A 25,503-nucleotide genomic window follows, 5' to 3' on the forward strand; every position below is an offset into this window, starting at 1 on the left:
GTCGCACTACCGGAGCCGGAGCCATTTGGAGCACGAGTAAATATGTCAGACCTCATCCCACAACTTACCCAGCAGTTCTTCAACGGACTGTCCCTGGGGGCGATCTACGCGCTGATTGCCATTGGCTACACAATGGTCTACGGCATCATCGGTATGATCAACTTCGCCCACGGCGAGATCTACATGATCGGCGCCTACGTCGGGCTGGTCACGCTGACCGCCATCGGCACCAACAGCGGCCTGCCGCTGCCCTTCATCATCGCCGCCATGCTGGTGGTCGCCATCTTCGTGACCGGCGTCTACGGCTACAGCGTCGAACGCGTGGCGTACCGGCCGGTGCGCGGCAGCCCCCGCCTGGTGGCGCTGATCTCGGCCATCGGCATGTCGATCTTCCTGCAGAACTGGGTCGCCCTGGGGCAGGGCGCGCGCGACATGGCCGTGCCGGCGCTGGTCTCGGGCGCGGTGCAGTTCCACATGGGTTCCAATTTCGACGTCACCGTGCCGTACTCGCGCATCATGATCATCGTGGTGACCGTGGCGCTGATGGTGGCGCTCACGCTGTTCATCAAGTATTCGCGCATGGGGCGCGCCTCGCGCGCCTGCTCGCAGGACATGCACATGGCCAACCTGCTGGGCATCGACACCAACCGGGTGATCTCCTTCACCTTCGTGCTGGGCGCCATGCTGGCCGCGGTGGGGGGCGTGCTGATCGCCATCACCATCGGCAAGCTGAATCCGTTCATCGGCTTCCTGGCGGGCATCAAGGCGTTCACCGCCGCGGTGCTGGGCGGCATCGGCAGCATCCCCGGCGCGATGCTGGGCGGCGTGCTGCTGGGCCTGGCCGAGACCTTCGCGGCCGCCTACATCTCCTCTCAATACAAGGACATCGTGGCTTTTGCGCTGCTGGTGCTGATTCTGCTGTTCCGTCCTACCGGGCTGCTCGGCAAACCTGAGGTGGAAAAAGTCTGATGACCCAACAAAGTCCTCTCAAGAACGCCACGATCGCCGCGGTCATGACCGCAGTCATCGTGACGCCGATCTTCGGCCTGCAACTGGTGCGCCAGGGCGCGCGCACCCTGATGGAGCCGCGCTGGGACCTGGTCGCGCTGGCCTGCGCGCTGGTTTTTGCGTTCCAACTGTTGCGCCCATGGATTTCCAAGCCCTTCAAGGCGCTGAAAACAGGCCTGCCGACGCTGCCTTCGGCGCCGGCGCGCGGCCACAAGTGGGTGGTCGCGCTGCTGATCGCCGTCGCGGTGATCTGGCCGTTCTTCAGCGGCCGCAGCTCGGTCGACATCGCCACGCTGGTGCTGATCTACGTCATGCTGGGCCTGGGGCTGAACATCGTGGTCGGCTTCGCCGGCCTGCTCGACCTGGGCTTCGTGGGCTTTTACGCGGTCGGGGCCTACACCTACGCCTTGCTCTACCACTGGGGCGGCTGGAGCTTCTGGGAAGCGCTGCCGTTCTCGGGCGCGGTGGCCGCGCTGTTCGGCTTCGTGCTGGGCTTTCCGGTGCTGCGCCTGCGCGGCGACTACCTGGCCATCGTGACGCTGGGCTTCGGCGAGATCATCCGCCTGCTGCTGATCAACCTGAACACGCTGACCGGCGGCCCGGACGGCATATCCGGCCTGCCCAAGCCCAGCGTGCTGGGCATGGAAATGGCGCGCCGCGCCAGCACGGAAGGCGGCCAGACCTTTCATGAAATCATGGGGTGGACCTTCCAGAACCAGCACATGGTGATCTACCTGTACCTGATGGCGCTGGCACTGGCGCTGGTGACGCTGTTCGTCTCCACGCGGCTGATCCGCATGCCGGTGGGGCGCGCCTGGGAGGCGCTGCGCGAAGACGAGATCGCCTGCCGCTCGCTGGGCCTGAACCCGACGCGCATCAAGCTGTCGGCCTTCACGCTGGGCGCCATGTTCGCCGGCTTCGGCGGCGCCTTCTTCGCCGCCCGCCAGGGCATGGTCAACCCCGAATCGTTCACCTTCATCGAGTCGGCGCTGATCCTGGCCATCGTGGTGCTGGGCGGGATGGGCTCGCAGGTCGGGGTGATCCTGGCGGCGATCCTGCTGACGGTGCTGCCCGAGCTGGCGCGCGAGTTCGCCGAATACCGCATGCTGATGTTCGGCCTGGTGATGGTATTGATGATGATGTGGCGTCCGCAGGGATTGCTGCCCATGAAGCGTCCGCATGTGGAGCTGCGCAAATGAGCGAAACCCTGCTGAAAGTATCCGGACTGACCATGCGCTTCGGCGGCCTGCTGGCCGTCGACAGCGTGGCCTTCGATGTCAGGCGCGACGAAGTGTTCGCCATCATCGGCCCCAACGGCGCCGGCAAGACCACGGTGTTCAACTGCGTGGGCGGTTTCTACAAGCCGACCGCCGGCGAGATCGTGATGGACGGCAAGCCCATTACCGGCATGCCCAGCCACAAGGTGGCCCGCCATGGCCTGGTGCGCACGTTCCAGAACGTGCGGCTGTTCAAGCAGCTGACGGTGCTGGAGAACCTCCTGGTGGCGCAGCACACCCAGGTCGAGGCGCGCCTGCTGCCGGGCCTGCTCAAGCTGAAGTCCTACCGTCAGGCCGAGGCCGAGGCGCTGACCCGGGCGGCCCAATGGCTGGACTTCATGGGCCTGCGCGAATTCGCCAACCGCGAGGCGGGCAACCTGGCGTACGGCCACCAGCGCCGCCTGGAGATCGCGCGCTGCATGATCACCAAACCGCGCCTGCTGATGCTCGACGAACCGGCCGCCGGCCTGAATCCGCAGGAAAAGCGCGACCTGCAGTCGCTGATCGACCAGCTGCGGCGCGAGTTCGGCGTCGCGGTGCTGCTGATCGAGCACGACATGAGCCTGATCATGGGGATATCCGACCGCATCCTGGTCATGGAACACGGCAAGCCCATCACGACCGGCACCCCCGATGAAGTGCGCAACGATCCGCGCGTCATCAAGGCGTACCTGGGGGAAGAATAAATGCTGAAGCTGGAAAACATCCACACCTACTACGGGGCCATCCAGGCGCTCAACGGCGTATCGGTGGAGGTCAGGCAGGGCGAGATCGTCACGCTGATCGGCGCCAACGGCGCCGGCAAGACCACCTTGCTGATGACGGTATGCGGCAACCCGCGTGCGCGCGAAGGCGTCATCACCTTCGAGGGCAAGGACATCACCCATGCCGAGACGCACCACATCATGCGCAGCGGCATCGCCATCTCGCCCGAGGGGCGGCGGGTCTTCAAGGACCTGACCGTGGCCGAGAACCTGATGATGGGCGGTTTTTTCTCCAAGCGCGAGGAAATCGACGCCGGCCTGGAGCATGTCTACACGCTGTTCCCGCGCCTGAAGGAGCGCGCCGCCCAGCGCGCCGGCACCATGTCGGGCGGCGAGCAGCAGATGCTGGCCATCGGCCGCGCCCTGATGACGCAGCCGCGGCTGCTGCTGCTGGACGAACCCACGCTGGGCCTGGCGCCGCTGATCATCGCGCAGATCTTCGACATCATCCGCACCATCCGCGAGCAGGGCGTAACGGTGTTCCTGGTCGAGCAGAACGCCAACAAGGCCCTGCAGGTGGCCGACCGCGGCTATGTGCTGGAGAACGGCCGGGTGGTGCTGCACGACACCGGCGCCAACCTGCTGGTCAACGACCAGGTGCGCAAGGCGTATCTGGGCGGGTAGGCCGGGGTGTCGCTCCCCGCACGGGGAGCGACCTGCGGCCCGGGTGCCTGTCTCCCGCGGGGAAGGCACCCGGGCCGCACGTTACGCGACCAGCTTCTGCGTCTGCTGGTCGGCCTCGTAGTGTTCGATGGCGGCCAGGGCGAGCGCGTCGATGGAGTCGGTCAGCATGATCCCCAGGCCCGGCCGCAGGGCGTGCGGAACGGCCAGGGGCAGTTCCGTGCAGCCCAGCACCACGGCATCGGCGCCGCGCGCTTTCAGGCGGGCGATGCATTCGGCGGCCGGCTCGTAGGCGAGGTCCAGGCGGTTGGCCTTGACGGCGCGGATCGAACCCATGCAGTAGCGCTCGACTTCGTCGGGTTCGGGGATGATGCAGCTGTAGCCCTGGCGTTGCAGCGTCTGCTGGTACAGGCCCAGCGCCAGCGTGGCCGAGGTGCCCATCAGGCCGATGCGTCCGCCTTGCAGGCCCTGGCGGCGCAGGTCCTGCGCCACGGCTTCGATGATGTGCAGCACGGTGCAGCCGGCCACCGCGGCCAACGGCTCGTACCAGAGGTGGGCGGTATTGCAGGGAATCGCGATCAGGCGCGCGCCGGCCTCGCGCAGGAAGCGCATGCCGGCGATCATCGCGGGCAGGGGGTCTTCGCCGCCCTGGGTGCGGGCATTGCTGCGGTCGGGAATGCGAGGGTCGTTGAGCAGCAGCGTGGGAATGTGCTGCTGGTCGGACTGGGCAGGGGTCAGGGCCGCCAGCCGCAGCGCGAAGGCCGCGCCGGCCATGGGTCCCATGCCGCCGAGTACGCCCAGGTAACAACTTTGCGTGGGGGCTGTCATCTGTACTTCCGCAGGGCGCCGCGATCGCGGCGACGCCCACCGGCGCGCGCCGCGCGCCAGGGTGGTCGATCTGTGAATCGGAGCCCGCATCATACCCCGCGGGCGCAAGGGGCGCCGCCGCGCTGGCGCGGCGGCGCGGGTGTCACGAAAGCCCTTCGGCCTTCAGCGCGGCTTGCACCGCCGGGTCGGCCTGCATGCGCTCGAAGAACGCCGCCAGGTTGTCCTGGCCGGACAGGTCGATCTGCTTGGCGTGGGCCCAGCGCAGGACCACGTACAGGTAGGCGTCGGCGATGGAAGGCCGGGCGCTCGCCAGGAACGGACGGCCCTGCAGCTGGGCGTCGAGCTGGCCGAACAGGCCGCGCAGCATGGCGGCGGCCGAGGCGCGCACTTCTTCCTGGGCTGCGGCGTCGGCCACGAAGCGCTGGGCGCCGAATACCAGCGAGAAAGTCTTGTGCACGTCGGAGTTGATGAAACCCAGCCAGCGGCGCACCTCGGCACGCGAGCGCGCCGAGCCGTCGCCCAGCAGATTCAGCTGGGGCGCCTGTTCGGCCAGGTATTCGAGGATGGCGGCGTTCTGCGTCACGACCCAGTCGCCTTCGCTGAGCGCGGGCACCGCGCCCAGCGGATTGATCCTGAGGAACGCCGGCTCCTTGAGCGCCTCGCGCGACAGCGCGTGCGTCTCGTAGGGCTTGCCGATCCATTCCAGCACGATATGGGCCGCCAGCGAGCAGGCGCCGGCCATGTAGTACAGTTTCATCGTAGACGGTCTCCGTAGCGGGGCGCGCGCCGCGCCCCGGCCCGGGTATGGTACGCCAGTTTGCTGGCGCCCCCGGCGGGCCCGCCTGTCGCATACACCAACCACCTGTCGCGGGGAGGCTTCGATGTTGCGCGTACTGGCTGCCACGATCATGCGCCACGGCGTCCTGCCGGCGCTGCTGGCCGCGCTGGCCGCGCCGGCCATGGCGGCGCAGGCCACGTCCGAGCCGGCCCGGGCCGCTGCCCGCGTCACCGAAGTGGCCGGCGGACTCGAGCATCCCTGGTCCCTGGCCTTCCTGCCCGATGGCGGCATGCTGATCACCGAACGGCCCGGGCGCCTGCGCCACCTGCCGCCCGGCGGCGCGCTGTCGGCGCCGCTGCAGGGGGTGCCCAAGGTCGCGGCCCAGGGGCAGGGCGGCCTGCTCGACGTGGCGCTGTCGCCGGACTTCGCGCGCGATCGCCTGGTCTACCTGTCGTATGCCGAAGCCGGCGAGGATCGCAGCGGCACGGCGGTGGGACGCGGCAGGCTGTCGGCCGACCTGACGCGGCTGGACGATTTCACGGTGATCTTCCGCCAGCAGCCCAAGCTGTCGCGCGGCCAGCACTTCGGCGCGCGCCTGGTGTTCGACCGCCAGGGCTTCCTGTTCGTCGCGCTGGGCGAGAACAACGACCGGCCCACGGCGCAGGACCTGGACAAGCTGCAGGGCAAGGTGGTGCGCCTGCATGCGGACGGATCGGTGCCGGCGGACAATCCCTTCGTGGGCCGCGCCGGGGCGCGTCCGGAAATCTGGTCGTACGGCCATCGCAATCCGCAGGGCATGGCGCTCAACCCCTGGAACGGCCAGCTGTGGGAGCACGAGCACGGTCCGCGCGGCGGCGACGAGATCAACGTGGTGGTGCGCGGCGCCAACTATGGCTGGCCGCTGGCCACGCACGGCATCAATTACTCGGGGCTGCCGATTCCGGAGGCCAAGGGGGACACGCTGCCCGGCGGGCAGGAGCCGCTGTACTGGTGGCGGCGCTCGCCGGCCATCAGCGGCATGGCGTTCTACACCTCGGACCGGCATCCGCAATGGCGCCGTTCGCTGTTCATCGGCGCGTTGGGCAGCGAAGACCTGATCCGGCTGCAGCTCGATGGCGAGCGGGTCGTGGCCGAGGAGCGCCTGCTGGGCGAGCGCAAGGCGCGCATCCGCGATGTGCGCCAGGGGCCCGACGGCGAAATCTATGTGTTGACCGATGCGGCCAGGGGCGCGCTGTGGCGCGTCGCGCCGGCCGCTGTTCCAGGAGGCGGATCATGAGCACGTACGAACTGATCGGCTCGCGCGGGTGCGGGTCGGCCATCGTCGAGATGGCCCTGGCGCTGGCCAATGTGCCCTATACCCTGACGGACTTGCCCTATCTGAAGCCGGGGCCGGGCCGCGACCGGCTGCTGAGCCTGAACGTGACCGGCCAGGTGCCGACGCTGGTGCTGCCCGATGGCGAAGTCATGACCGAAAGCGCCGCCATCGTCATGCACCTGCATGATGTGGCGCCCGCCGCCGGACTGGCGCCGCCGCCGGGCAGCGCCGAGCGGGCGCGCTTCTGGAACACGCTGGTGCGCCTGGTGGCGGGCGTGTACGCCACCTTCACCTATGGCGACGATCCGGCCAAATGGACCTTGCCGGGCGATGCGGCGGAGCTGCTGCGCACGCGCGTGCACGACCGCCGCGCGCAGCTGTGGCAGGAAATCGAGCGCGGGGCCGGCGCGCCGCACGTGCTGGGCCGCCGTTTCAGCGCGCTGGACCTGTATGTCGTGGTGATGACGCGCTGGCGCCCCGGGCCGCCCTGGTTCGAGAGCGTTTGTCCCAAGCTGGCGGCGGCCGCCCATCGGGCGGCCGAAGAGCCCAACGTGGCGCAGGTGCTGCGGCGCCATTTCGACCCCCCGCTCGAATAGCCGCGCCGGCGCCTAACGGCGGCGCCGGCCGGTGGCGCGCCAGGCGATGTACAGGCCGCTGCCGGCAATGAAGGCCGCGCCCACGCAGTCGAGCAGGTCCGGCGTCTCGTGCCAGAACAGCCAGCCCAGCAGCGTGGCCCATAGCAGCCCGGTGTAGTCGAACGGCGCGACCACCGATGCCGGTCCGATGCGAAAGCCCTGGGTGATCAGCGTCAGGCCCAGCGTGCTGAACAGCGCCACGCCGGCGAAAAAGGGCAGATCGGCCCAGGCGGGCGTGGTCCAGAACCAGGCCACGGCCAGGGCGCTGCACAGCAGCTGCCCGGCCACGATATAGAACATCGTGGTCAGCATGCTTTCGCCGCGGCCGATGGCGCGCGCGGTCAGCATCATCACGGCATACAGTAGCGCCGTGGCCAGCGGCCACAGCGCCGCCGCCTGGAAACTGCCCGAGCCGGGCCGCACGATGACCAGCACGCCGGCAAAGCCCGCCGCCACCGCCAGCCAGCGCGCCGCGTCGACGCGCTCCTTCAGGACCAGCACCGACAGCGCGGTGACGAACAGCGGCGCCGCGAACGCGATGGCGGTGTTCTCGGCCAGGGGCAGGGCCTGCAGGCCCAGGTAGAAAAAGGTGGCCGAGATGACGTTGATGGCGCCGCGTATCAAGTGCACCAGCGGATACTGCGTGCGCAAGGCGCGCCGCCCGCCCAGCGACGCGGTCAGCGCCAGCACGAAGGGCATGGCGATCAGCGCGCGCAGGAACAGGATCTGAACCGGGCTGTAGCGCTCGCCCAGCCACTTGGCCTGGGCGTCGCTGAGCGTCAGGCAGAAGATGCCCGCCGCGACGCAGGCGATGCCGACCAGCGGCGAAGCGGAGCGCGTGTTCGCCGTTGCGATCATGCGGGCGCGCGCCAGGCCGCCCAGGCCACCATGGCCCATGCCAGCAGGAACGCCACGCCGCCCAGCGGGGTGACGGCGCCCAGCCAGCGGGTGCCGGTCAGGACCAGCACGTACAGGCTGCCGCAGAACAGCACGATGCCGATGAACATCACCAGGCCGGCCATCGACAGCAGGGGCGAGCCGAAGCGCGCGCCCAGCAGGGCGACGACGAACAGGCCGAGCGCGTGGATGAGGTGATAGAGCACGCCGGTGTGCCAGATGGCCAGCAGGGTGGGGTCGACCACGCGCCTGAGGCCATGGGCGCCGAACGCGCCGGCGCCGACGGCGACCATGATGTTGAGCGCCGCCAGCACGATGAGTTGCCGATCCGTCATGGGGTTTCCTTGCATTGCGGGATACGAAAGATGCCTATGATAAGGTGCCGGCGCTTCGGCGCGCGGCGCGCCCGGTCTTGCGATGGGGTTTCATATGGAATATAATATTTTCTAAATGGAATTCATCAGCCCGCACAGGAGGCCGCCATGAGCATTGCCGTCGCCGAGAAAAGCCCCGCCGGGGGCGCGCCCAAGCGGCGCCCGCCCGCGGCGCGCAAGCGCGCCCTCGAGCAAGAGGCGCGCGTCGATTCCTTCGCCGACCTGGTCGACAGCCCCCTGATCGCCATGGCGCATGGCGTGCAGCGCGGGCTGTCGCCGCGCCTGCTCGACGATGCGGCCGATTACCTGCAGGTGCCCAAGGCCGAGATCATGGCCATCACCGAGGTGAAGGCCGCCTCCCTGTCGCGCTGGATGCGCGACGGGCAGGCGCTGCCCCTGGGCGAGTCGGACCGCCTGGCGCGGGTGGCACGCGTGACCAAGGTGGCGCGCCAGGTGCTGGGCGGCGACGCCGAAGCGGTGCAATGGCTCAATACGCCGGTGCCCGCCCTGGGCAACGTCAAACCGCTGTCGCTGCTGACCTCGGACGCCAGCAGCCGCATCGTCGAGGATACCCTGACGCGCGCCGCCGCCGGGGTCTACGCTTGAGCCACGTATCGCTGTGGCGCATCGCCACCACGGCGGGCAAGTACCGCGCCGACGACCTGAGCGGCGCCGGCGCGGCGGCAGTGGGCGGGCGCTACAACAGCCCGGGCACCGCCGTGGTGTACACCTCGTCCTGCGTGGCGCTGGCGGTGCTGGAGACCGTCGTGCATTTCGCCGCGCCGGCCACCGCGCAGGCCAACCGCTACCTGATCGAGATCGTGGTGCCGCGCGCGGTGTACGAGGCGCGCCAGGTGCTGGAGGTCGACGCGCTGCACAAGCGCCACCCATTCTGGGACGCGGTGCCGTTTGCCGAAGTGTCGCAGCGCATCGGCGACGCCTGGGTGCGCGGCAACGGTTCGGCGCTGCTGCAACTGCCCAGCGCCATCGTGCCGTGCCGCGGGGTGCCCGACTGCAATCTGCTGATCAATCCGCAGCATCCCGATGCCGCCAGCGTGCGGGTGGCGCGGCGCGAGAAGTTCGTCTACGATCCGCGCCTGGCGCCCGGCGGAGCGCGCCAGTGAAGGCCGCGCCCGCTTTGCGTACGCCGCGTCTGCTGCTGCGCCCCTGGCGCGACGCCGATCTGGCGCCGTTTGCCGCGCTCAACGCCGACCCGCGCGTCATGGCGCACTTCCCGCAGGTCCTCGCCCCCGCCGAAAGCGATGCCCTGGCCGCGCGCATCAGGGCCGGTTTCGCGCGGCACGGCTTCGGCCTGTGGGCGGTGGAGATACCCGGGCAGGCGGCGTTCATCGGCTTTGTCGGCCTGTCGGTGCCGCGTTTCGAGGCGCATTTCACGCCCTGCGTGGAGCTGGCCTGGCGGCTGGCGCATGCCTGGTGGGGACAGGGCTATGCCACCGAGGCGGCGGCCGCCGCGGTGACGCATGGCTTCCAGGCGGCAGGCCTGGACGAGCTGGTGGCGTTCACCGCCGTGCACAACGTGGCGTCGCGCCGCGTCATGGCGCGGCTGGGCATGACGCACGCGGCGGCCGACGACTTCGACCATCCCTTGCTGCCGGCCGGCCATGCCCTGCGGCGCCACGTCCTGTACCGGCTGGCCCGTCCCGCAGCAGCCTGATCCCCTTGCCAGGCGCAGGGCTACCGGCCCGGCCGCGCGACCCGTGCGGCACAATGGGACTTTTGGCGCAAGACGGGACGGCGATGCGGATTCGAGGCGGCTGGATGCAATGGTTGGGGGCGGCGGCGCTGTGGTGCGCGGCCATCTCCGTGGGCGCGGCGCAGCAGGCGCCGCTGCGCATAGGCGTGATCGCCAGCGTGGCCAACGAGGCCACCGAGATCGCCATCGCGCAGGCCCGGGCGCAGGGGCTGGAGGTCAAACTGATCGAGTTCAATGACTGGGTCATGCCCAACATCGCCGCGGCCGAAGGCTCGATCGACGCCAATTTCTTCCAGCACGAGCCTTTCCTGCAATTGTTCAACCGCAGCCGGGGCACGCACCTCACGCCGATCGCGTACGGTTATTCCACCACCATCGGCCTGTTCTCGAAGAAGCTGAAGAAAGGCGACGCGATCCCCGAGGGGGCGACCATCGCCGTGCCCAACGACCCGGTCAATACCGGGCGCGCGCTGCAGTTGCTGGCCTCGATCGGGCTGATCGGGCTCAAGCCCGGCGCGGGGCACCAGGCCACGCTGCAGGACGTCACCGACAATCCGCGGCGCATCAAGCTGGTGCAGCTGGAAGGCTCGCAATCGGCGCGCACCTTCGACGACGTGACGGCCTCTGTCACCTACACCACCTTCGCCAAGCACGCGGGCATCGACGAAAAGGACGGGCTGGCGTTCGACAACACCGACCCCGAGACCGTGCGCCGCTACGCCATCCGCTGGGTCGCCACGCCTGAGCGCGCCCAGGACCCGCGCTTGCTGGCCTTCATCCGCATCTACCAGTCCTCGCCCGAGGTCAAGGCGACCCTGCGCCGCCTGTACGGCGAGCTGATCGACTTTCCCTGGGAGTGAGCGAGCCCCGCCCTACAGGCGGCGCAGCAGCTCGGGCGCCATGGCGGCGCAGCGCGTAATGCCCAGCATGGCCATGTTGCGGTCGATCTCCTCGCGCAGCAGGCCGATGGCGTGCGCGACGCCGGCTTCGCCGCCCACGGCGGCGGCATAGTTGAAGGGCCGGCCCACGAACACGAAGCGCGCCCCCAGCGCCAGCGCCTTGAGCACGTCGCCGCCGCGCCGGATGCCGCTGTCCATCATGACAGTCATGGGGCCGGCCGCCCCGGCGATGTCGGGCAGCACGCGCAAGGGCGCGCAGGCGCCATCGAGCTGGCGTCCGCCATGGTTCGAGACGATGATGCCGTCGGCCCCGTGGGCGCGCGCCAGGGCGGCGTCGCGCGGATGCATGATGCCCTTGATGACCAGCTCGCCGCGCCAGGACCGGCGGATGCGCCGCACATGGCTCCAGTCGAGGTGGTCGCGCGCCGAGAAATCGCGCAGCACGTTGGCCGACAGGATGGGCGCGCCGCGCGTGGCGAAGGAGTTCTCGAAGTGCGGCATCCCGTGCGCCAACAGGGTGCGCAGGAAGGTGCCGGCCAGCCAGCGCGGACGGGTGAGGCCGTCCCAGGCCAGCCGCAGGCCGGGCCTGAGCGGGGTGGAGAATCCCGTGCGCACATTGTTCTCGCGGTTGGCCGATACCGGAATGTCCACGGTCAGCACCAGCGTCCGGTAGCCGGCGCGCGCCACGCGCTCGATCAGGGCGTCGATGCGCGCGGGGTCGCCGGGCAGGTAGGCCTGGAACCAGGTGCCGGGCGCCTGGCGTGCGACTTCCTCGAGCGGGATGAGCGACGATCCGCTCATGATGGCGGGGATGCCCGCCGCACGCGCCGCGCGGGCCAGCACGATGTCGCCGCGATAGGCCGACAGGGCGCTGATGCCCATGGGGGCCACGCCGAAGGGCGCCGCCCATTCCTGGCCGAAGATCTCGGTGCGCGCATGGCGCGCCGACACGTCCACCAGCACGCGCGGCAGGAATCCGTATTCGGCGAAGGCGCGGCGGTTGTCGTCGCGCGCCTGGTTGTCCTCGGCGGCGCCCGCCACGTAGCCGAAAATCGGCCGCGGCAGGCGGCGCCGCGCCGCCGCCTCGAAATCGTCCAGCGACAGCAGCCTGCGCAACGAGGCAGGCACGGCGGCGGGGCGGACGGCGCGGGCCGCGGCGGGCAGGGGCAATGCGGAAGACGGCATGAGGGCTCCAGAAACGGCGGCAATGGCCAGGCCGCAATCTAGCAAGCCCTCATGTGTCGATAAAGCGAATTTATTTTGAGATGTTTATTCGCTTTATGGAAACGAAATGGCGCTGCTGACGGGCAAGGCCAGCGTTTCGCCCATGCGCACGGGCCCGCGCACCGAGGGCAGGTCCAGCCAGCGCACCCGCCTGGGGCCGAACAGCACGATGACCGTGGAGCCCAGCTTGAAGCGGCCCATTTCGGCGCCCTTGTCCAGATGGATGGGCGCGCGGGCGGCGTCGTCGTAGCGGACGCTGCGCACCTGGCGCTTGTGGGGCGTCACCAGGCCGGCCCAGACGGTTTCGATGGAGGCGACGATCATGGCGCCGACCAGCACCAGCGCCATGGGGCCATGCTCGGTGTCGAACAGGCAGGCCACGCGCTCGTTGCGCGCGAACAGTTCCGGCACGCTGCGCGCGGTCAGCGGGTTGACCGAAAACAGGCGGCCGGGCACGTGCACCATCTCGCGCAGCGTGCCGGCCAGAGGCATGTGCACGCGGTGGTAGTCGCGCGGCGAGAGGTAAATGGTGGCGAACTGGCCGCCGGCAAATGGCGCGGCGCGCTCGGCATCGCCGCCCAGGAGGTCGGTCAGCCCGAAGCTGTGGCCCTTGGCCTGGAAGATGCGGCCGTTGTCGATGGCGCCGATCTGGCTGATGGCGCCGTCGGCCGGGCACAGCGCCGCGCCGGGCTCGTCGTCCAGCGGGCGGGCGTCCGGCTTGAGGGCGCGGGTGAAGAAGTCGTTGAAGCTGGCGTAGGCCAGCGGGTCCTCGACCAGGGCCTCGCTCATGTCGACGTTGTAGCGGCGCACGAAGCGCGAAATCATGCGGTTCTTGATTTCGGGGGCGCGGCAATCGGCCGCGCGGCCCATCAGGCGCGAGACCAGGTGATGCGGAGCGAGATACTGGCTGGCGAGAAAAAGCTGGTCTTTGAAGGGCATGTATGGGTTCGGCGAACGGCGTCGGGCGGGCGCCGCACTGGTGGGAACGGATACAGACGGGCCGCGCGCGGCGTCCGTGGAGACAGGCGGCAATTGTAACGTGGAATGGGCGCGAGCCCGCGCTTGTCAGGCCTGCGGCAGGCGCTCGACCGGCACATCGGCCGGCACGCGCGTCAGGCGCTCGCGGTCGATGCGGCGGCTGACGAAGCTGGTGCTGCGCGCGGCGGCGTTGCGCAGCAGCACCGACAGCACGGCGCCCTTGTCCTGGATCCAGCGCGGCTTGGCGCGCAGCAGCTTCATCGCGCTGTCGGGGTCGCCCATCCGGTAGTTCATGCCGTTGATGGCGGTGGAGCGCTTGCCGTCGAAATGGGTCTCGTCCAGCTCGGTGATGGCGGCCGCGTCCAGGTTGTTGCAGTCGTGCTCGACGCGGTAGACGAACTTGATGCCGCTGTGCGGATCCTTGATGACCACCAGCTTGTCGGCGCCCGAGATGTCCGAAAGCATGCCGACGACGACGGACTCGACCCATTGGTTGCCGCGCTGCTCCTCGGTGTACAGCAGGATGGTGGCGGGCGTGGGGCGGGAGGATTCGGTCATGGGCGGTGCGGTCATAGAGGGGCGCTCGCTGCGCGGCAGCCGGATGATAAGCGCGGCCGGCGCGCGGCAAAGGGGCGAACAACAGGCCTTGCGCCGCGTTGTTCGCCGTGGTCCGCCGCAGGCGCTCAGGCCGCCGGGATGAACTCGGGGCGCAGCACGCCGCGCAGGCGCTCGTAGGGGATGAGGATTTCCGGCTGCCCGTGCGAATACGGCGCGATGGTATAGGCGTCGTACTTGACCACCAGCCCCTTGCGCGTGAGGGCGAAGTTGGTGGTTTCCTGGAATGGCCACATGCGGTCGTAGGCGGCGCGGTCGCGTTGCGCGTCTTCGTTGGCGGCGAGCCAGCGCTGATGCGCTTCGCGCATGGCGGCGACGTACTCGGCCTTGCGGCTGGGGATCAGGACTTCGTCCAGCGTCAGGGGCCGGCCCTGGCCGCGCTGCCAGTTCAGGTAGTGCGTGGCGGGGATGCCATGCGCCGCGCCGGTCAGGAACTGGGTGGTGCCCAGCTCGACGGCGACGATGTCGCCCACCACGTCCTTGACGCTGGCCTTGAAATAGGTGGCGTCGCGCGCCTGGGCGGTTTTCCAGAAGTACTGCGTGTATTCGGACAGCGTCTGGTAGCGGCCGCGCAGGTTCTGGTCCACGCCGGTCATGGCCGCCAGCTGGCGGTCGACCATCTCGCTCAGCGCGGGGATGCCGGGAAAGGACACGCTGTCGATCTCGATGCGCGGGCATTCGCCGGTGCAGCCCGGCTTGGCGCTGGCCCACTGGATGCGCTCGGTGCGCACGTCGCCGATGGTGGCCGGCTGGGCGCCGGCCGCGGCGGGCGTGGCGCCGGCCAGCGTGATGTCGGCCGGCGGCGCGCTGCCGCAGGCGGCCAGCAAGGCCAGCGCGCCGGCGGCGCAAAGCAGTTTCAGAGGGGGCGGGGGCAGCGCGGTCGCGCGGTACTTCATGGGCGGTGCTCCAAGAGGGCGGAAGGCATCAGGGAACGAGGGCGGTCCACTCGGGGCTGGAGAATTTCTCCTCGGCCTGGCGCTGCGCCGCCTGCATGGTGGCCTCGCCGATCTCGGCGGGCGTCAGGCGGCACATGCCGGCAAAGGTCTGCAGCATGCGTTCGATAATGGTATCGCGAGCCAGGCCGGTCTGGCTGCGCAGCGGGTCCACGCGCTTCCTGGCGCTGGTCGTGCCCTTGTCGGACAGCTTTTCGCGGCCGATGCGCAGCACCTCGACCATCTTGTCGGCATCGATGTCGTACGACATGGTGACGTGGTGCAGCACCGCGCCGGCGCGGCGCGCCTGGGCGGCGCCGCCGATCTTGCCCGAGTCCGAGGCGATGTCGTTGAGCGGCTGGTACCAGGCCTTGATGCCCAGCTCGTGCAGCGCGCGGATGACCCAGGCGTCCAGGAAAGCATACGACTCCTGGAAGCTCATGCCGGCCACCAGGGCCTGCGGCACGCTCAGCGAATAGGTGATGGTGTTGCCGGGCTCGACGAACATCGCGCCGCCGCCGCTGACGCGGCGCACCACGGTCACGCCGTGGCGGCGCGCGCCATCGGGGTCCACTTCGTTCCTGAGCGACTGGAAGCGCCCGATGATGACGGCCGGCTGCGACCATTCCCAGATGCGCAGCGTGGGCGGGCGCAGGCCCGCGCCGACCTCGTCGGTGATGGCGGCGTCCAGCGCCATGTGCAGGGCCGGCGGCAGCGGGCCCGGGTGGATCAGTTGCCAGTCGTAGTCGGTCCAGGCGGTGCGGTTCATGACAGCGCCCTCTGCACGACCACGGCTACGGCTTCGGGGCTGAAGCCGAACAGCTCGGCCTCGGCCGGCAAGGCGTCGCGCACGGCCTGCGCGATGCCCTCGGCGCCGGCGTCGGCCGGCAGGCCGTCCAGGCCGTGGTTGATGGCTTCCAGCGCTTCGGGCGGTTCGAGGAAGAAGTCGCCCGACAGGCGCACCTGGCGCAGGCGGCCCTGCGCGACTTCCAGGTCTATGACGACCAGCTTGCCGCCGGGGACTTTGTATTCGCCATGCATGGCCGCGATTCCTTTCATGCCAGTTCCAGCTTCATGCCTTCGTGCGAGGCCTTGAAACCCAGGGATTCGTAGAAGCGCCGGGCGTCGGCGCGCTGCTTGTCGGTGGTCAGCTGCACCAGCCCGCAGCCCTTGTCGCGGCACTGGGCGATGGCCCACTCGAACAGCGCGCGGCCGGTGCCGGCGCCGCGCTCGCTGGCCGCCACCCGCACGCTTTCGATCTGCCCGCGCCACAGGCCGCGGCGCGACAGGCCGGGGATGAAGCTGAGCTGCAGGCAGCCGATGACCTGGCCGGCCCGCTCGATCACCGCCAGGAACTGGTTCGGGTCGCGGTCGATGGCGCCGAAGGCGGCCAGATAGGCGGGTTGCGGCGGCATGGCCGGGTCTTCGCGCTGCTGGCCGAGGGCGTCGTCGGCCAGCAGCGCGATGATGGCCGGCAGGTCGGTCGCGGCGGCGCGGCGGAAGCTGAGGGTGGCGGTCATGGCGGCCTCGTTCAGCGGCGCACGTTGGCGGCCGTCTGGCCGAACAGCACGCGGCGCGATTCCTCGGTGTCGACCGACGGCTTGGTGTTGATCCGGTCGGCCAGCGCATAGGCGCGCTGCGTGGCCGCACGGGCGCCGATGGCCTCGAACCAGCGCTTGAGATGCGGAAAGTCGTTCAGGTCCTGGCCCTGGCGCTCGTGCGGCACGATCCAGGGATAGGCCGCCATGTCGGCGATGGAGTAGTCGCCGGCGATGAACTCGCGCTGCGCCAGCTGGCGGTCGAGCACGCCATACAGGCGGTTGGTTTCCTTGACGTAGCGTTCGATGGCGTACGGAATGCGCTCGGGCGCATAGGCCGAGAAGTGGTGGTTCTGGCCGGCCATGGGGCCCAGTCCGCCCATCTGCCAGAACAGCCACTGCAGCACGTCGGCGCGCCCGCGCAGGTCGGCGGGGATGAAGCGGCCGGTCTTCTCGGCCAGGTACAGCAGGATGGCGCCGGACTCGAACAGCGGGATCGGCGCGCCGCCGTCGGCCGGCGCCTGGTCGACGATGGCCGGGATGCGGTTGTTGGGCGCGATGGCCAGGAATTCCGGCTGGAACTGTTCGCCCTTGCTGATGTTGACGGGGTGGATGCGGTACGGCAGGCCGGTCTCTTCGAGAAAGAGCGTGATCTTGTGGCCGTTGGGAGTCGTCCAGTAGTAGAGATCTATCATGGCGCGTCCTGAGCGAATGCCGGGCGGAGCCGGCGGGCAGCCGTCATGATAGCGGGTCGCGCCGCGCCGGCGCGCCATGTCCACGTTCGCGGGTCGGGCAGGGGCGCCGCTAGGGCGTGGGGCCGGGCGCGGCGCAGGCGCGCGCAATGTCGTGGCGCAGCGATTCGGGCGTGTGGGCGGGCGCGTAGCGGCGCAGCGGCAGGCCGTCGCGCCCGACCAGGAATTTGGTGAAATTCCATTTGATGGCGCGGGTGCCCAGCAGGCCGGGCTTGCGCGCCTTCAGCCAGCGGTACAGCGGGTGGGCGTGGGCGCCGTTGACCTCGATCTTGGCGAACAGCGGGAAGCTGATGGCGTACTGGGTTTCGCAGAACTGCGCGATGGCCGCTTCGTCGCCCGGCTCCTGGCGTCCGAACTGGTTGCACGGGAATCCCAGCACGGCGAAGCCTTCGTTGCGGTACGAGCGGTAGAGTTCCTCCAGGCCCGAGTACTGGGGCGTGAATCCGCAGCGCGAGGCGACATTGACCACCAGCGCCACCTGGCCGCGGAAATCGGCCAGCGCGCGCTCGGCGCCGGTTATGGTGGGGGCGCTGAAGTCATACATGGTGTTCATGCAGGCTCTCCAGGGGGACGGTTCAGGCCGCAGCGGCCTGCGTGGCCAGTGTAGCGCCAGCGCGCCGTCCGTGGCGCCGCGTCAGACCAGCTTGAGATCGAGCGGACGCGCCCCCGGAAAGACGGCCTGCAGGCGTTGCGCGTCGAGCCCGTACAGGCGGCCGAACAGGCCCGCGAACAGCGCGCGGTAGTCGGTCAGCACGGGGTAGTCGCGATCCTGGAACAAGGTATCGCGCCCGACCGCCACCTGCTCGCCGGCGATGCGTCCGCCGCGCACGCCGCCGCCCAGCACCCAGTACACGCTGCCATGGCCGTGGTCGGTGCCCTTGTTGCCGTTCTCGCGCAGGGTGCGGCCGAATTCGCTGATGACGACCACGGTCGTATGGCGCCAGGCCGGCCCCATCGCCTGCGCATAGGCGGCCAGCGCGCGTCCCAGCTGGCCCAGCTTGGTGGCCAGCACGCCGCTGGCGGCGCCCTGGCCGACGTGGGTGTCCCACCCGCCCACATCCACGAAGCCGAGGTTGTAGCGCTCGGCCATGAAGGCGCCGATGCGGCGCGCCTCCTGTTCCAGTTTCTCGGTGCTGCCGGCGCCGCCATTGGCCTCGCGCATTTCGGCCTCCAGCGCGGCGCGCGCCTGGCCCATGGCGGCCAGGCCTTCGTTGACCGAGGCATCCAGGCCGGTGCCCCGGTACATCTGCGCGATGGCGCTGCTGCTGTCGGTCGTCAGCCGCGACTTGCGGTTGGCGCCGCCCAGGTCGATATTGGGTACGCGCGCCTGGCCGCGAAAGATCTGCGGCACGTCCTCGGTAAAGGCGGCCGGCCTGCCGGCCTTGCCGTCGAGCTGGGCGGCCAGCCGGTTGAGAAAGCCGGAGGCGGGCGCGGCGGCGCCGCCGCCGGCGCGGCCCAGTTCGATGCGGTTCTGCGTCTCGAAGTGGCTGCGGCTGGCATCGTCGGTGCCGGCGAACGGAACGAAGGCCAGCTCGCCGCGCTGGTAGAAGGGCAGCAGGCTGTCCTTGACGGCGGGGTGCAGGGCCCAGCCGTCGGCCAGCGCGGTGGCGGCGTCGCGGGCGATGGCGATGTGCGGTCGCGACTCGTAATAGAAATCGCTGGCGGTGGGCACGAGCAGGCTGGCGGCGTCGTAGGCGCCGCGCATGAACACCACCAGCAGGCGGGTGTCGCGCGGTCCGGCGGCCAGCAAGCGGCTGCCGTACAGGGTCAGCGGGGCGGCGGCGGCCAGTTTGAGCAGTTGGCGTCGGTGCATGGCGATTCCTGGGATGCGGGCGTTCAGCGGCGCATGAATTCGGGCGAGGCCAGCAGGTAGGTGTTGGCGTCGCGTACGTTGGGGGCCGATTCGATGGCGCGGCGCGTGGCCGGCGACAGGGCCGAGAACGGTCCCGCGCCGGCGCCGTAGGCCTGGGCCAGGGCCGGCAGGGGCGGCACGCGCGGCCTGTCGTCGCGGTCGGCGCGATAGAAGGTCGCGGGCGCGGCGGCGATGGCGCGCGCCGCCTCGAAGCGCGTGGTCATCTGCCCCGAGCCGGCCCAATCGGATTCGTTCATGGGATAGCCGTCCGGCGTCAGCCGCTGGTAGAGCGGCTGGCCCATGCGCTTGAGCCAGTCCAGCGCCGCGTCGGGATTGCGCAGCGGCTCCCTGCCGCCATAGGCAAGGCGCAGGGCCGAATACAGATAGTGCGCGGGATCCTTGAATTTTCCGCGCGCCAGCGAAGCCTCGAATTCGGGCGACTCGAACATGGCGGCCAGCGTGGCGGCGATGTCGCCGTCGCTGTCCTGGAATGCGCGCGCCATCCGCTGCACCAGCGCATCGGGCGGCTGGTCGGCCACGAAGTACTGCGCCAGCTTGCGGCTGACGTGCCGGGCGGTGGCGGGATGGCGCGCCAGCAGGTCGAGCGCCTCGTCCAGCTCGGCCAGTCCGCGTCCGCCGCGTATGGTGTGGCCCAGCAAAGTCTTGTCGCCGTGGTCATGGCGCCCCGGGTCGAACAGGAACAGGCCGTCTTCGACCAGCAGCTCGCGCTGCGCGGCCTTGACGCGCGGCGCCTCGCCGGTCTGGTTCAGGCCCACGCCGGTGAGCACGCGCGCCAGTTCCTGCACGTCGCGCTGGCTGTAGCCGCCTTGCACGCCCAGGGTATGCAGCTCCAGCAGTTCGCGCGCGTAGTTCTCGTTGATGTGGCCGGCGCTGTTGCGGATATTGTCCAGGTAGATCAGCATGGCGGGCGAGCGGGCGGTCGCGGCCAGCAGGTCGCGGAACTTGCCCAGCGCATGCGGCCGTATGGTCTGGTCTTCGTAGGCGTCGAGCACCGTGCCGACATTGGCCTTGCCGGCGTAGACGCTGAAATGGTTCATCCAGAACCAGGTCATCTGCTCCTGCAACTGGTTGGGGGAATAAAGCGCCAGCCAGACGGCGCGCTGCATGGTCTCGTTGGCCCGCTGGCGCGACACCATGCGGTTCTCGCGCGAGGCCGCCAGCTTGCGGGCGGGGTCTTCGATCTGGCGGATCTTCGCGGTCTGCTCGCGCTGCGCCAGCAAGGCGTCGCGCGCCGGCACGCGCGTGATCGACAGGGCGTCGATCCGGGCCTGCACCGCGGGCGGCAGCGCGGCCGGTCGCGGTCGCAATTGTTCCTGCAGATAGACGGTCCAGCTCAGCCGCTGCGCGCGGGCCAGCTCGGCGGGCGTGACGCCCCAGCTGACGCGGTCGACCTGGGCGGCCAGGCGCTGCGGACCCGCCGCGGCGGCTTGCGCGGCGGCGGGCGCGATCGGCGCGACGGCCGCCGCGCCGGCCAGCAGGGCGGCGCCGGCCAGCAGGCGCCAGGATTGCATCCACGATGGAAACGGCATGATCGATGGCACAGAGGGTTCCTGCATTGTTCATGTATCGGATCGCACTATGGCCGAATAATTCGCCGCGCACATCGATTTGATACGCACCGACACAGACGGTTTTCCCCTGTCGGAACGCGGAGATGCCGGCGCCACGCGGGGAGCTGGCCTATCATGGACGGACGCGGCGCCCTGGGGCGCCTTTGCAGGAGAAGACCTTATGCAAGCCATGACCGAGCGCCTGGAAGCCATGCTGGCGCAGGGCACCGACAACATGTTGTTGCGTTTCACGCTGGGCAAGACGTACGCCGAACACGAGCAATTCGACGCGGCGCTGCCGCACCTGCGCGCGGCGCTCGATTTCGATTCCACTTATTCGGTCGCCTGGAAGTGGCTGGGCAAGGCCTTGCAGGGGCTGGGCGACCGCGCCGGCGCGCGCCAGGCGTGGGAAAGCGGACTGGCGGCCGCGCAGTCGCGCGGCGACCAGCAGGTGGTCAAGGAATTGCAGGTCTTCCTGCGGCGGCTGGCGCGCGAAGACGCCGCGCAGCAGGGCGGCTAAGGCGCGGCGCCCGCGTCACACCCTATGTAAAATTTACAAACAGATGTGACGTCGAGGCCAGGGACGCGGCCAGTGGCGCCCCCCCGGGCGGTCAATTCGTGAAACACCGTCGAGTCGCCTACATCTTGACGCAACACAGGGCTGGACATGTAATCGCCTCATCGGCTCGTGAGCACTGAAGACTGCAATGGGAAACCTGATGGATCTCCACCCGCCCGTGGCGCGAGGGCAAGCACATACCGCCAAGGGGGCCCGGGTAGCCCTGCAGAACCTGTGGGGCGCCGCGGGCCTGCCCGACGAGGCGCTCGACCACCTCGAGCTGCGTGGCGCCGAGCCGGTGCTGCCCTCGTCGTTCGCCGTCGGCACGGCCGCCCAGGCCAGCATCGCGGCCGCCGCGCTGGCCGCGGCCGAGATCTGGCACCTGCGCGGCGGCCAGCGCCAGCGCGTGGCGGTGGACATGCGCCACGCGGCGCAGGAGTGCCGCAGCTACTTCAAGATCAACGGCGTGACGCCCAATATCTGGGACAAGATCACCGGCGTCTACCCATGCGGCGACGGCGGCTGGGTGCGCATCCACGCCAATTTCCCGCACCATCGCGACGGCGCGCTGGCGCTGCTGGGCTGTCCGCCCGGCGAGACGGCGACCCGCGAAATGGTCGAGCGGGCCCTGGCGCGCTGGCGCGCGGGCGATTTCGAGCAAGTCGCCGCCGATGCCGGCATGGTGGTCGCCGCCATGCGCAGCTTCGACCAATGGGACCGCCACCCGCAAGGCCTGGCGACCGCCTCGCAGCCGGTGGTGCGCATCGAACGCATCGATAACGCCGATCCGCGGCCGCTGCCCAGGTACGGGCACGAGGCCACGCCGCTGCAGGACATCCGCGTGCTCGACCTCACGCGCATCATTGCCGGCCCGGTGTGCGGGCGCGCGCTGGCCGCCTACGGCGCCGACGTGATGCTGATCAATTCGCCGCACCTGCCCAATATCGACAACATCATCGACACCAGCCGCGGCAAGCTGTCGGTGCACGCCGATCTCGAGACCGCCGACGGCCGGATTGCGCTGGGCAATCTGTTGCGCGGCGCGCATGTGTTCGTCCAGGGCTACCGGCCCGGCGGCCTGCAGGCGCTGGGTTTCGGCCCGGAGGACGCGGCGCGCATCCGCCCGGGCATCGTGTATGTGTCGCTGTCGGCCTACGGCGATAGCGGCCCGTGGGCCGGCCGGCGCGGCTTCGACTCGCTGGTGCAGACGGCCACGGGCTTCAACCATGCCGAGGCCGAGGCGGCAGGCCAGCAGGCCCCCAAGGCCATGCCGGTGCAGATCCTCGATCATGCCAGCGGCTACCTGATGGCCTTCGGGGCATTGGCCGCGCTGGCGCGCCAGCGCATCGAGGGCGGCAGCTGGCACGTGCGCGTGTCGCTGGCCAGCACGGCGCGCTGGCTGCGCGAGCTGGGACGCGTGCCCGGCGGGCTCGCCTGTCCGATGCCGCCGATCGAGGAGCTGCTGTACACCGAGGAGTCCGGGTTCGGCGAGCTGACGGCGGTGCGCCACGCGGCGCAGTTCTCGTTGACGCCGGCGCGCTGGACGCGGCCGGCCATGCCGCCGGGCTCGCACCCGACCGTGTGGCCGTTTCGCTGAAAGCCGGCGGCCGCGGGTAGACTATAGGGTGGCCTGATGTTCCACCGAGGAGTCTGCATGTCTGCCACCATCTACCACAACCCGCGTTGCAGCACGTCGCGCAACGTGCTGCAAATGCTGCGCGACGCGGGCATCGAGCCCACCATCATCGAGTATCTGAAGACGCCGCCGTCGCGCCAGACGCTGGCCGGCCTGATCCAGCAGTCCGGGCTGAGCGTGCGCGAGGCGGTGCGCGCCAAGGAGTCGATCTACCAGGAGCTGGGCCTGGACGGCGTGGACGACGAGGGCCTGCTCGACGCCATGGTCGACAATCCCATCCTGATCAACCGGCCGTTCGTCGTGACCGAGCGCGGCGCACGCCTGTGCCGCCCGGCCGAGACGGTACGCGAAATCCTGCCGTAAGCGGCGGCTTCAGAACCTGCCCACCAGATTGAGGGCGTAATTGCGGCCTGGCGCGGTAAAGCGCGCCAGGCCGCGTCCTTGCCGGTCGACCATATTGGTGGTGCCGCTTTCGGGAATGCTGCGCAGGCTGTCCCAGGTGCCGTAGCGCCGGTTGAAGACATTGTTGACGGTCAGGTTGAGCGTGAAACGCCGGGTCAGGCGCACGTGGCCATGTAGATTCGCCACCCAGGCGGCGGCGTTGAGATGGCGGGCCGGACGGCGCACCGCGCCGCGCCAGCCGTATGTGGTGCGCAGGGTGTCGCGAGCCCGCTTGGCGCCCAGATAGGTAGCGGTGGCGCGCACGCCCCACTGGTTGCCGGGATGCTGGTACGCCAGGCCCAGCACGGCCTTGAACGGTTGCAGCGCGCGCATGCCGTCGCCCAGGCTGGTGCGGCCGCGCGCATGGGTCAGGCGCAGGTCTGCCGACCAGCCGCGCGGCACGCCCAGCCAGCCGTGCAGATTGACGCGCGCCTGGAAGTCCAGCCCGCGTACCCGCGCGCGGTCGACGTTTTCGTGGCGGAAATGGCTTTGCACCGTGGTGGGCTTGACCAGGTCCGGATACAGCTTGCGGATGTCTTCCGGGGTCTGCTCGTAGTAAGGGTTGGGCGCCTCCACCTCGGTGTGGCGCTCTTCGATGAAGTGCCGGTAGTCTGACTGGAACAGCGCCACGGCGGCCTGCGCGCGAGGCGATTCCCAGCTCAGGGTGACTTCCTGGTTGAGCGCCGTTTCGGGCCTGAGGCCCGGGTTGGGGTCGAGATAGTTGTCGCCGCGGCGGAACTCGAAATACAGCTCGCGCGCATTGGGCGCGCGAAAGCCGCTGGCGGCCGCATAGGACAGCTGCAGTTGCCCGGACAGCGCGTGCGAGACCGTGGCGAACCAGGTGGTGGCGCCATAGCGGGCGCCGCCCATGTCGTAGCTGGCCGGGTTCTGGTTGTCGGCCGCGCGCTCGATCTGGTGGCGATAGCGGTCGTGGCGCAGCCCGGCGCGCACCTGCCAGTCGGCCCCCCATTGCATGTCGTCGGCCACGCCGATGCTGAAGGCGCGGGTGCGTACCGGGTTGCTGATACGGTAGCGCGATACGCCGCCGGGCGAATCGCGGAAGAACAGTTCGTCGACGTTGTGGTTGTTCCAGTCGGTGCGTGTCCAGCTCGCGTCGCCATGCAGGCGGTGGACGGCGCCGGCGTCGAACGGCCTGGCCTCCCAGTTCAGCACGTAGCGGTCGGTGCGGTGCGCCAGGCTGCGGTCATAGCGCTGGTCGACGAAGCCGGGATCGCGCAACGAGAGGTTTTCGGTGACGGCGTGCAGATCGATGTCCTGCCGATGGTAGTCCAGGCCCAGCGAGCGCAGCCAGCGATGGTCGGCGGGCGTCCAGGCATAGCCGGCCGAGAAGCGCCGGTAGGGCGAACTGTCGCGTGCGCGCCGCTGCTGGCCGAATACCGGCGAGTACGAATACTCGTCGGTGTGGGTGTGGAGATCGCGCCCTTCGTAACCCAGGGAGGCGCAATGCGGGCCGTCGTTGCACAGGCGCAGCTTGGCCAGCCAGCCCTGCGCCCGGCGCCGGGCGGGGTCGGCCAGGCCGCGTGCCGGCCCCGTTACATCCGCGCCGTCGCCGTAGGCGCGCATCTCGTGGCCGCGCCGCCGCGTGTGCTGCAGCAGGAAGCCTCCTTTTCCGAGGCGCACGCCGGCGCCCGCCACGGCCAGCCATTCGCGGTTGCGCGACGCATAGCCGCTTTTCAGGAAGGCGCCGACGTCGCGGTCGGTGGCCACGAAGTCGTCGAGCTCCTTGGTGCGGTACTGCACGGCGCCGCCGATGGCGCCGCTGCCGGCTTCGAACGAATGGGCGCCCTTGTGCACCGTGACTTCGCGCATGTGCTCGAGTTCGACATCGTTGCGGTTGCCGTTGAAGTAGCCGTAGCCGGCGTAGACGGCGGGCAGGATGTTGTCGGCCTGGGCCACGCCGTCGACGGTGATGGCCACGCGGTTGCCTTCGACGCCGCGGATGGCGAAGCCGTTGCCGCCGGCGCGGCCCGCTTCAACCACGGATACGCCGGTGTGTTCGCGCAGCAGGTCGCGCGCGTCATGCACATTGTTGCGGGCGAAGTCGTCGGCAGTTTCGGTGAAGGTGCTGGCCTGGGCAGGCGCCTCGCCCTCTACCAGGATGCTGTCGAGTTCGTAGGTAGCGGGCCGGGCTTGCGCCGTGGCCGGGGCGGGCAGGGCCAGCAGCGCGGCTGCCAGGCCTGCTAGGGAAACGTACTTCATCTGGGCGATGTCCTGTCAGCGGAGAGCAGCGGCAGGCATCTGACGAGATGCTGCCGCCTGAACAGGATTTGCTCA

The 25,503-nt window shown here is 69.7% G+C and carries 29 protein-coding genes; 13 read left to right on the top strand and 16 right to left on the bottom strand.

The window, feature by feature from the left end:
* Positions 1–42 precede the first annotated feature (42 nt).
* From livH to CAL11_RS09900, 4 genes are read left to right on the top strand one after another with little or no spacing between them, the layout of a single operon-like run.
* Entirely contained in the window at positions 43–969 is a 927-nt protein-coding gene (livH, locus tag CAL11_RS09885) for a high-affinity branched-chain amino acid ABC transporter permease LivH (protein WP_033462499.1), read from the top strand.
* On the top strand, positions 969–2,207 hold the full coding sequence (locus CAL11_RS09890; protein WP_086092804.1) for a high-affinity branched-chain amino acid ABC transporter permease LivM: 1,239 nt from the start codon (positions 969–971) through the stop codon (positions 2,205–2,207). Before livH ends, CAL11_RS09890 begins: the two co-directional genes overlap by 1 nt.
* The gene (gene livG / locus CAL11_RS09895; protein ID WP_033462503.1) at positions 2,204–2,971 is read left to right on the top strand and encodes a high-affinity branched-chain amino acid ABC transporter ATP-binding protein LivG; all 768 of its coding nucleotides are present in this window, start codon (positions 2,204–2,206) and stop codon (positions 2,969–2,971) included. Before CAL11_RS09890 ends, livG begins: the two co-directional genes overlap by 4 nt.
* Complete coding sequence (locus tag CAL11_RS09900) at positions 2,972–3,673, top strand: ABC transporter ATP-binding protein (protein ID WP_033462504.1); 702 nt, start codon at positions 2,972–2,974, stop codon at positions 3,671–3,673.
* 81 nt (positions 3,674–3,754) lie between these two features.
* On the opposite strand, the gene CAL11_RS09905 is transcribed toward CAL11_RS09900, so the two are convergent.
* The gene (locus tag CAL11_RS09905) at positions 3,755–4,498 is read right to left on the bottom strand and encodes an aspartate/glutamate racemase family protein (protein WP_033462505.1); all 744 of its coding nucleotides are present in this window, start codon (positions 4,496–4,498) and stop codon (positions 3,755–3,757) included.
* A 142-nt stretch (positions 4,499–4,640) separates the two neighbouring features.
* Entirely contained in the window at positions 4,641–5,255 is a 615-nt protein-coding gene (locus CAL11_RS09910) for a glutathione S-transferase family protein (RefSeq protein ID WP_033462507.1), read from the bottom strand.
* Positions 5,256–5,379: 124 nt separating this feature from the next.
* On the opposite strand from CAL11_RS09910, the gene CAL11_RS09915 reads away from it, so the two are divergent.
* The gene (locus CAL11_RS09915) at positions 5,380–6,552 is read left to right on the top strand and encodes a PQQ-dependent sugar dehydrogenase (protein WP_086092805.1); all 1,173 of its coding nucleotides are present in this window, start codon (positions 5,380–5,382) and stop codon (positions 6,550–6,552) included.
* A complete protein-coding gene (locus tag CAL11_RS09920; RefSeq protein ID WP_086092806.1) occupies positions 6,549–7,187 on the top strand; it encodes a glutathione S-transferase in 639 nt (212 codons plus the stop codon). The genes CAL11_RS09915 and CAL11_RS09920 overlap by 4 nt, the downstream gene beginning before the upstream one ends.
* Positions 7,188–7,199: 12 nt before the next feature.
* Here the strand turns inward: CAL11_RS09920 and CAL11_RS09925 are convergent, their stop codons facing one another.
* Both CAL11_RS09925 and CAL11_RS09930 read right to left on the bottom strand, forming a co-directional pair.
* A complete protein-coding gene (locus CAL11_RS09925; RefSeq protein ID WP_086094547.1) occupies positions 7,200–8,084 on the bottom strand; it encodes a DMT family transporter in 885 nt (294 codons plus the stop codon).
* Positions 8,081–8,458: a DUF423 domain-containing protein gene (locus CAL11_RS09930; RefSeq protein ID WP_086092807.1), complete on the bottom strand. Its 378-nt coding sequence runs from the start codon at positions 8,456–8,458 to the stop codon at positions 8,081–8,083. Before CAL11_RS09930 ends, CAL11_RS09925 begins: the two co-directional genes overlap by 4 nt.
* 147 nt (positions 8,459–8,605) lie before the next feature.
* Here CAL11_RS09930 and CAL11_RS09935 point away from each other — a divergent pair, with 147 nt between their 5' ends.
* From CAL11_RS09935 to CAL11_RS09950, 4 genes are all read left to right on the top strand, one after another.
* Positions 8,606–9,103 (top strand): DUF2384 domain-containing protein, encoded by a 498-nt coding sequence (locus CAL11_RS09935; protein WP_086092808.1) that lies wholly within the window; start codon positions 8,606–8,608, stop codon positions 9,101–9,103.
* Positions 9,100–9,621 carry an RES family NAD+ phosphorylase gene (locus CAL11_RS09940; RefSeq protein WP_086092809.1) on the top strand — a complete coding sequence of 174 codons (522 nt, stop codon included), beginning with the start codon at positions 9,100–9,102 and terminating at the stop codon, positions 9,619–9,621. Before CAL11_RS09935 ends, CAL11_RS09940 begins: the two co-directional genes overlap by 4 nt.
* Positions 9,622–9,635: 14 nt before the next feature.
* The gene (locus CAL11_RS09945; RefSeq protein WP_086094548.1) at positions 9,636–10,172 is read left to right on the top strand and encodes a GNAT family N-acetyltransferase; all 537 of its coding nucleotides are present in this window, start codon (positions 9,636–9,638) and stop codon (positions 10,170–10,172) included.
* 83 nt (positions 10,173–10,255) lie between these two features.
* Positions 10,256–11,071, top strand: coding sequence for a MetQ/NlpA family ABC transporter substrate-binding protein (locus tag CAL11_RS09950; RefSeq protein ID WP_086092810.1), 816 nt, complete (start codon positions 10,256–10,258; stop codon positions 11,069–11,071).
* A 12-nt stretch (positions 11,072–11,083) separates the two neighbouring features.
* On the opposite strand, the gene CAL11_RS09955 is transcribed toward CAL11_RS09950, so the two are convergent.
* From CAL11_RS09955 to CAL11_RS10005, 11 genes are all read right to left on the bottom strand, one after another.
* Positions 11,084–12,295: an alpha-hydroxy acid oxidase gene (locus CAL11_RS09955; RefSeq protein WP_086092811.1), complete on the bottom strand. Its 1,212-nt coding sequence runs from the start codon at positions 12,293–12,295 to the stop codon at positions 11,084–11,086.
* Between the two features lie 93 nt (positions 12,296–12,388).
* Entirely contained in the window at positions 12,389–13,273 is an 885-nt protein-coding gene (asd, locus tag CAL11_RS09960) for an archaetidylserine decarboxylase (protein ID WP_086092812.1), read from the bottom strand.
* 126 nt (positions 13,274–13,399) lie between these two features.
* Positions 13,400–13,870 (bottom strand): hypothetical protein, encoded by a 471-nt coding sequence (locus CAL11_RS09965; protein ID WP_068926029.1) that lies wholly within the window; start codon positions 13,868–13,870, stop codon positions 13,400–13,402.
* Between the two features lie 125 nt (positions 13,871–13,995).
* Entirely contained in the window at positions 13,996–14,823 is an 828-nt protein-coding gene (locus tag CAL11_RS09970) for an RsiV family protein (protein ID WP_033462524.1), read from the bottom strand.
* Positions 14,824–14,851: 28 nt separating this feature from the next.
* Complete coding sequence (locus CAL11_RS09975; protein ID WP_086092813.1) at positions 14,852–15,628, bottom strand: lipoate--protein ligase family protein; 777 nt, start codon at positions 15,626–15,628, stop codon at positions 14,852–14,854.
* Entirely contained in the window at positions 15,625–15,900 is a 276-nt protein-coding gene (locus CAL11_RS24510; RefSeq protein WP_033462526.1) for a hypothetical protein, read from the bottom strand. The genes CAL11_RS09975 and CAL11_RS24510 overlap by 4 nt, the downstream gene beginning before the upstream one ends.
* A 14-nt stretch (positions 15,901–15,914) precedes the next feature.
* On the bottom strand, positions 15,915–16,379 hold the full coding sequence (locus CAL11_RS09985; RefSeq protein WP_086092814.1) for a GNAT family N-acetyltransferase: 465 nt from the start codon (positions 16,377–16,379) through the stop codon (positions 15,915–15,917).
* 11 nt (positions 16,380–16,390) lie between these two features.
* Positions 16,391–17,092 (bottom strand): glutathione S-transferase N-terminal domain-containing protein, encoded by a 702-nt coding sequence (locus tag CAL11_RS09990; RefSeq protein WP_033462531.1) that lies wholly within the window; start codon positions 17,090–17,092, stop codon positions 16,391–16,393.
* Between the two features lie 109 nt (positions 17,093–17,201).
* Entirely contained in the window at positions 17,202–17,702 is a 501-nt protein-coding gene (locus CAL11_RS09995) for a glutathione peroxidase (RefSeq protein ID WP_086092816.1), read from the bottom strand.
* An 81-nt stretch (positions 17,703–17,783) separates the two neighbouring features.
* Positions 17,784–18,962: a DUF1501 domain-containing protein gene (locus CAL11_RS10000; protein WP_086092817.1), complete on the bottom strand. Its 1,179-nt coding sequence runs from the start codon at positions 18,960–18,962 to the stop codon at positions 17,784–17,786.
* Positions 18,963–18,985: 23 nt separating this feature from the next.
* Positions 18,986–20,578, bottom strand: coding sequence for a DUF1800 domain-containing protein (locus CAL11_RS10005; protein ID WP_086092818.1), 1,593 nt, complete (start codon positions 20,576–20,578; stop codon positions 18,986–18,988).
* A 175-nt stretch (positions 20,579–20,753) separates the two neighbouring features.
* Here CAL11_RS10005 and CAL11_RS10010 point away from each other — a divergent pair, with 175 nt between their 5' ends.
* From CAL11_RS10010 to arsC, 3 genes are all read left to right on the top strand, one after another.
* Positions 20,754–21,092: a hypothetical protein gene (locus CAL11_RS10010; protein WP_086092819.1), complete on the top strand. Its 339-nt coding sequence runs from the start codon at positions 20,754–20,756 to the stop codon at positions 21,090–21,092.
* Positions 21,093–21,279: 187 nt separating this feature from the next.
* Positions 21,280–22,728: a CoA transferase gene (locus tag CAL11_RS10015; RefSeq protein ID WP_033462538.1), complete on the top strand. Its 1,449-nt coding sequence runs from the start codon at positions 21,280–21,282 to the stop codon at positions 22,726–22,728.
* A gap of 57 nt (positions 22,729–22,785) precedes the next feature.
* The gene (gene arsC, locus CAL11_RS10020) at positions 22,786–23,130 is read left to right on the top strand and encodes an arsenate reductase (glutaredoxin) (protein WP_033462539.1); all 345 of its coding nucleotides are present in this window, start codon (positions 22,786–22,788) and stop codon (positions 23,128–23,130) included.
* A 9-nt stretch (positions 23,131–23,139) separates the two neighbouring features.
* Here the strand turns inward: arsC and CAL11_RS10025 are convergent, their stop codons facing one another.
* The gene (locus CAL11_RS10025) at positions 23,140–25,428 is read right to left on the bottom strand and encodes a TonB-dependent hemoglobin/transferrin/lactoferrin family receptor (protein WP_086092820.1); all 2,289 of its coding nucleotides are present in this window, start codon (positions 25,426–25,428) and stop codon (positions 23,140–23,142) included.
* Positions 25,429–25,503: the final 75 nt, after the last annotated feature.

This window comes from Bordetella genomosp. 6 (assembly GCF_002119705.1).
Taxonomy (GTDB): Bacteria; Pseudomonadota; Gammaproteobacteria; order Burkholderiales; family Burkholderiaceae_B; genus Bordetella; species Bordetella bronchiseptica_F.

Bases quoted from the DNA above. Each gene is read 5' to 3' on its own strand.
- CAL11_RS10000 (WP_086092817.1), bottom strand. From the start codon at position 18,962: ATGCACCGACGCCAACTGCTCAAACTGGCCGCCGCCGCCCCGCTGACC.
- CAL11_RS10005 (WP_086092818.1), bottom strand. From the start codon at position 20,578: ATGCAGGAACCCTCTGTGCCATCGATCATGCCGTTTCCATCGTGGATG.
- CAL11_RS09950 (WP_086092810.1), top strand. From the start codon at position 10,256: ATGCGGATTCGAGGCGGCTGGATGCAATGGTTGGGGGCGGCGGCGCTG.
- CAL11_RS09890 (WP_086092804.1), top strand. From the start codon at position 969: ATGACCCAACAAAGTCCTCTCAAGAACGCCACGATCGCCGCGGTCATG.
- CAL11_RS09985 (WP_086092814.1), bottom strand. From the start codon at position 16,379: ATGACCGCCACCCTCAGCTTCCGCCGCGCCGCCGCGACCGACCTGCCG.
- CAL11_RS09995 (WP_086092816.1), bottom strand. From the start codon at position 17,702: ATGAACACCATGTATGACTTCAGCGCCCCCACCATAACCGGCGCCGAG.
- CAL11_RS09930 (WP_086092807.1), bottom strand. From the start codon at position 8,458: ATGACGGATCGGCAACTCATCGTGCTGGCGGCGCTCAACATCATGGTC.
- CAL11_RS10025 (WP_086092820.1), bottom strand. From the start codon at position 25,428: ATGAAGTACGTTTCCCTAGCAGGCCTGGCAGCCGCGCTGCTGGCCCTG.
- CAL11_RS10015 (WP_033462538.1), top strand. From the start codon at position 21,280: ATGGGAAACCTGATGGATCTCCACCCGCCCGTGGCGCGAGGGCAAGCA.
- CAL11_RS09905 (WP_033462505.1), bottom strand. From the start codon at position 4,498: ATGACAGCCCCCACGCAAAGTTGTTACCTGGGCGTACTCGGCGGCATG.
- CAL11_RS09920 (WP_086092806.1), top strand. From the start codon at position 6,549: ATGAGCACGTACGAACTGATCGGCTCGCGCGGGTGCGGGTCGGCCATC.
- asd (WP_086092812.1), bottom strand. From the start codon at position 13,273: ATGCCCTTCAAAGACCAGCTTTTTCTCGCCAGCCAGTATCTCGCTCCG.
- CAL11_RS09990 (WP_033462531.1), bottom strand. From the start codon at position 17,092: ATGATAGATCTCTACTACTGGACGACTCCCAACGGCCACAAGATCACG.
- CAL11_RS09935 (WP_086092808.1), top strand. From the start codon at position 8,606: ATGAGCATTGCCGTCGCCGAGAAAAGCCCCGCCGGGGGCGCGCCCAAG.
- CAL11_RS09925 (WP_086094547.1), bottom strand. From the start codon at position 8,084: ATGATCGCAACGGCGAACACGCGCTCCGCTTCGCCGCTGGTCGGCATC.
- CAL11_RS09900 (WP_033462504.1), top strand. From the start codon at position 2,972: ATGCTGAAGCTGGAAAACATCCACACCTACTACGGGGCCATCCAGGCG.
- CAL11_RS09965 (WP_068926029.1), bottom strand. From the start codon at position 13,870: ATGACCGAATCCTCCCGCCCCACGCCCGCCACCATCCTGCTGTACACC.
- livH (WP_033462499.1), top strand. From the start codon at position 43: ATGTCAGACCTCATCCCACAACTTACCCAGCAGTTCTTCAACGGACTG.
- CAL11_RS09970 (WP_033462524.1), bottom strand. From the start codon at position 14,823: ATGAAGTACCGCGCGACCGCGCTGCCCCCGCCCCCTCTGAAACTGCTT.
- CAL11_RS24510 (WP_033462526.1), bottom strand. From the start codon at position 15,900: ATGCATGGCGAATACAAAGTCCCCGGCGGCAAGCTGGTCGTCATAGAC.
- CAL11_RS09955 (WP_086092811.1), bottom strand. From the start codon at position 12,295: ATGCCGTCTTCCGCATTGCCCCTGCCCGCCGCGGCCCGCGCCGTCCGC.
- CAL11_RS09915 (WP_086092805.1), top strand. From the start codon at position 5,380: ATGTTGCGCGTACTGGCTGCCACGATCATGCGCCACGGCGTCCTGCCG.
- CAL11_RS09910 (WP_033462507.1), bottom strand. From the start codon at position 5,255: ATGAAACTGTACTACATGGCCGGCGCCTGCTCGCTGGCGGCCCATATC.
- CAL11_RS09975 (WP_086092813.1), bottom strand. From the start codon at position 15,628: ATGAACCGCACCGCCTGGACCGACTACGACTGGCAACTGATCCACCCG.
- CAL11_RS10010 (WP_086092819.1), top strand. From the start codon at position 20,754: ATGCAAGCCATGACCGAGCGCCTGGAAGCCATGCTGGCGCAGGGCACC.
- livG (WP_033462503.1), top strand. From the start codon at position 2,204: ATGAGCGAAACCCTGCTGAAAGTATCCGGACTGACCATGCGCTTCGGC.
- arsC (WP_033462539.1), top strand. From the start codon at position 22,786: ATGTCTGCCACCATCTACCACAACCCGCGTTGCAGCACGTCGCGCAAC.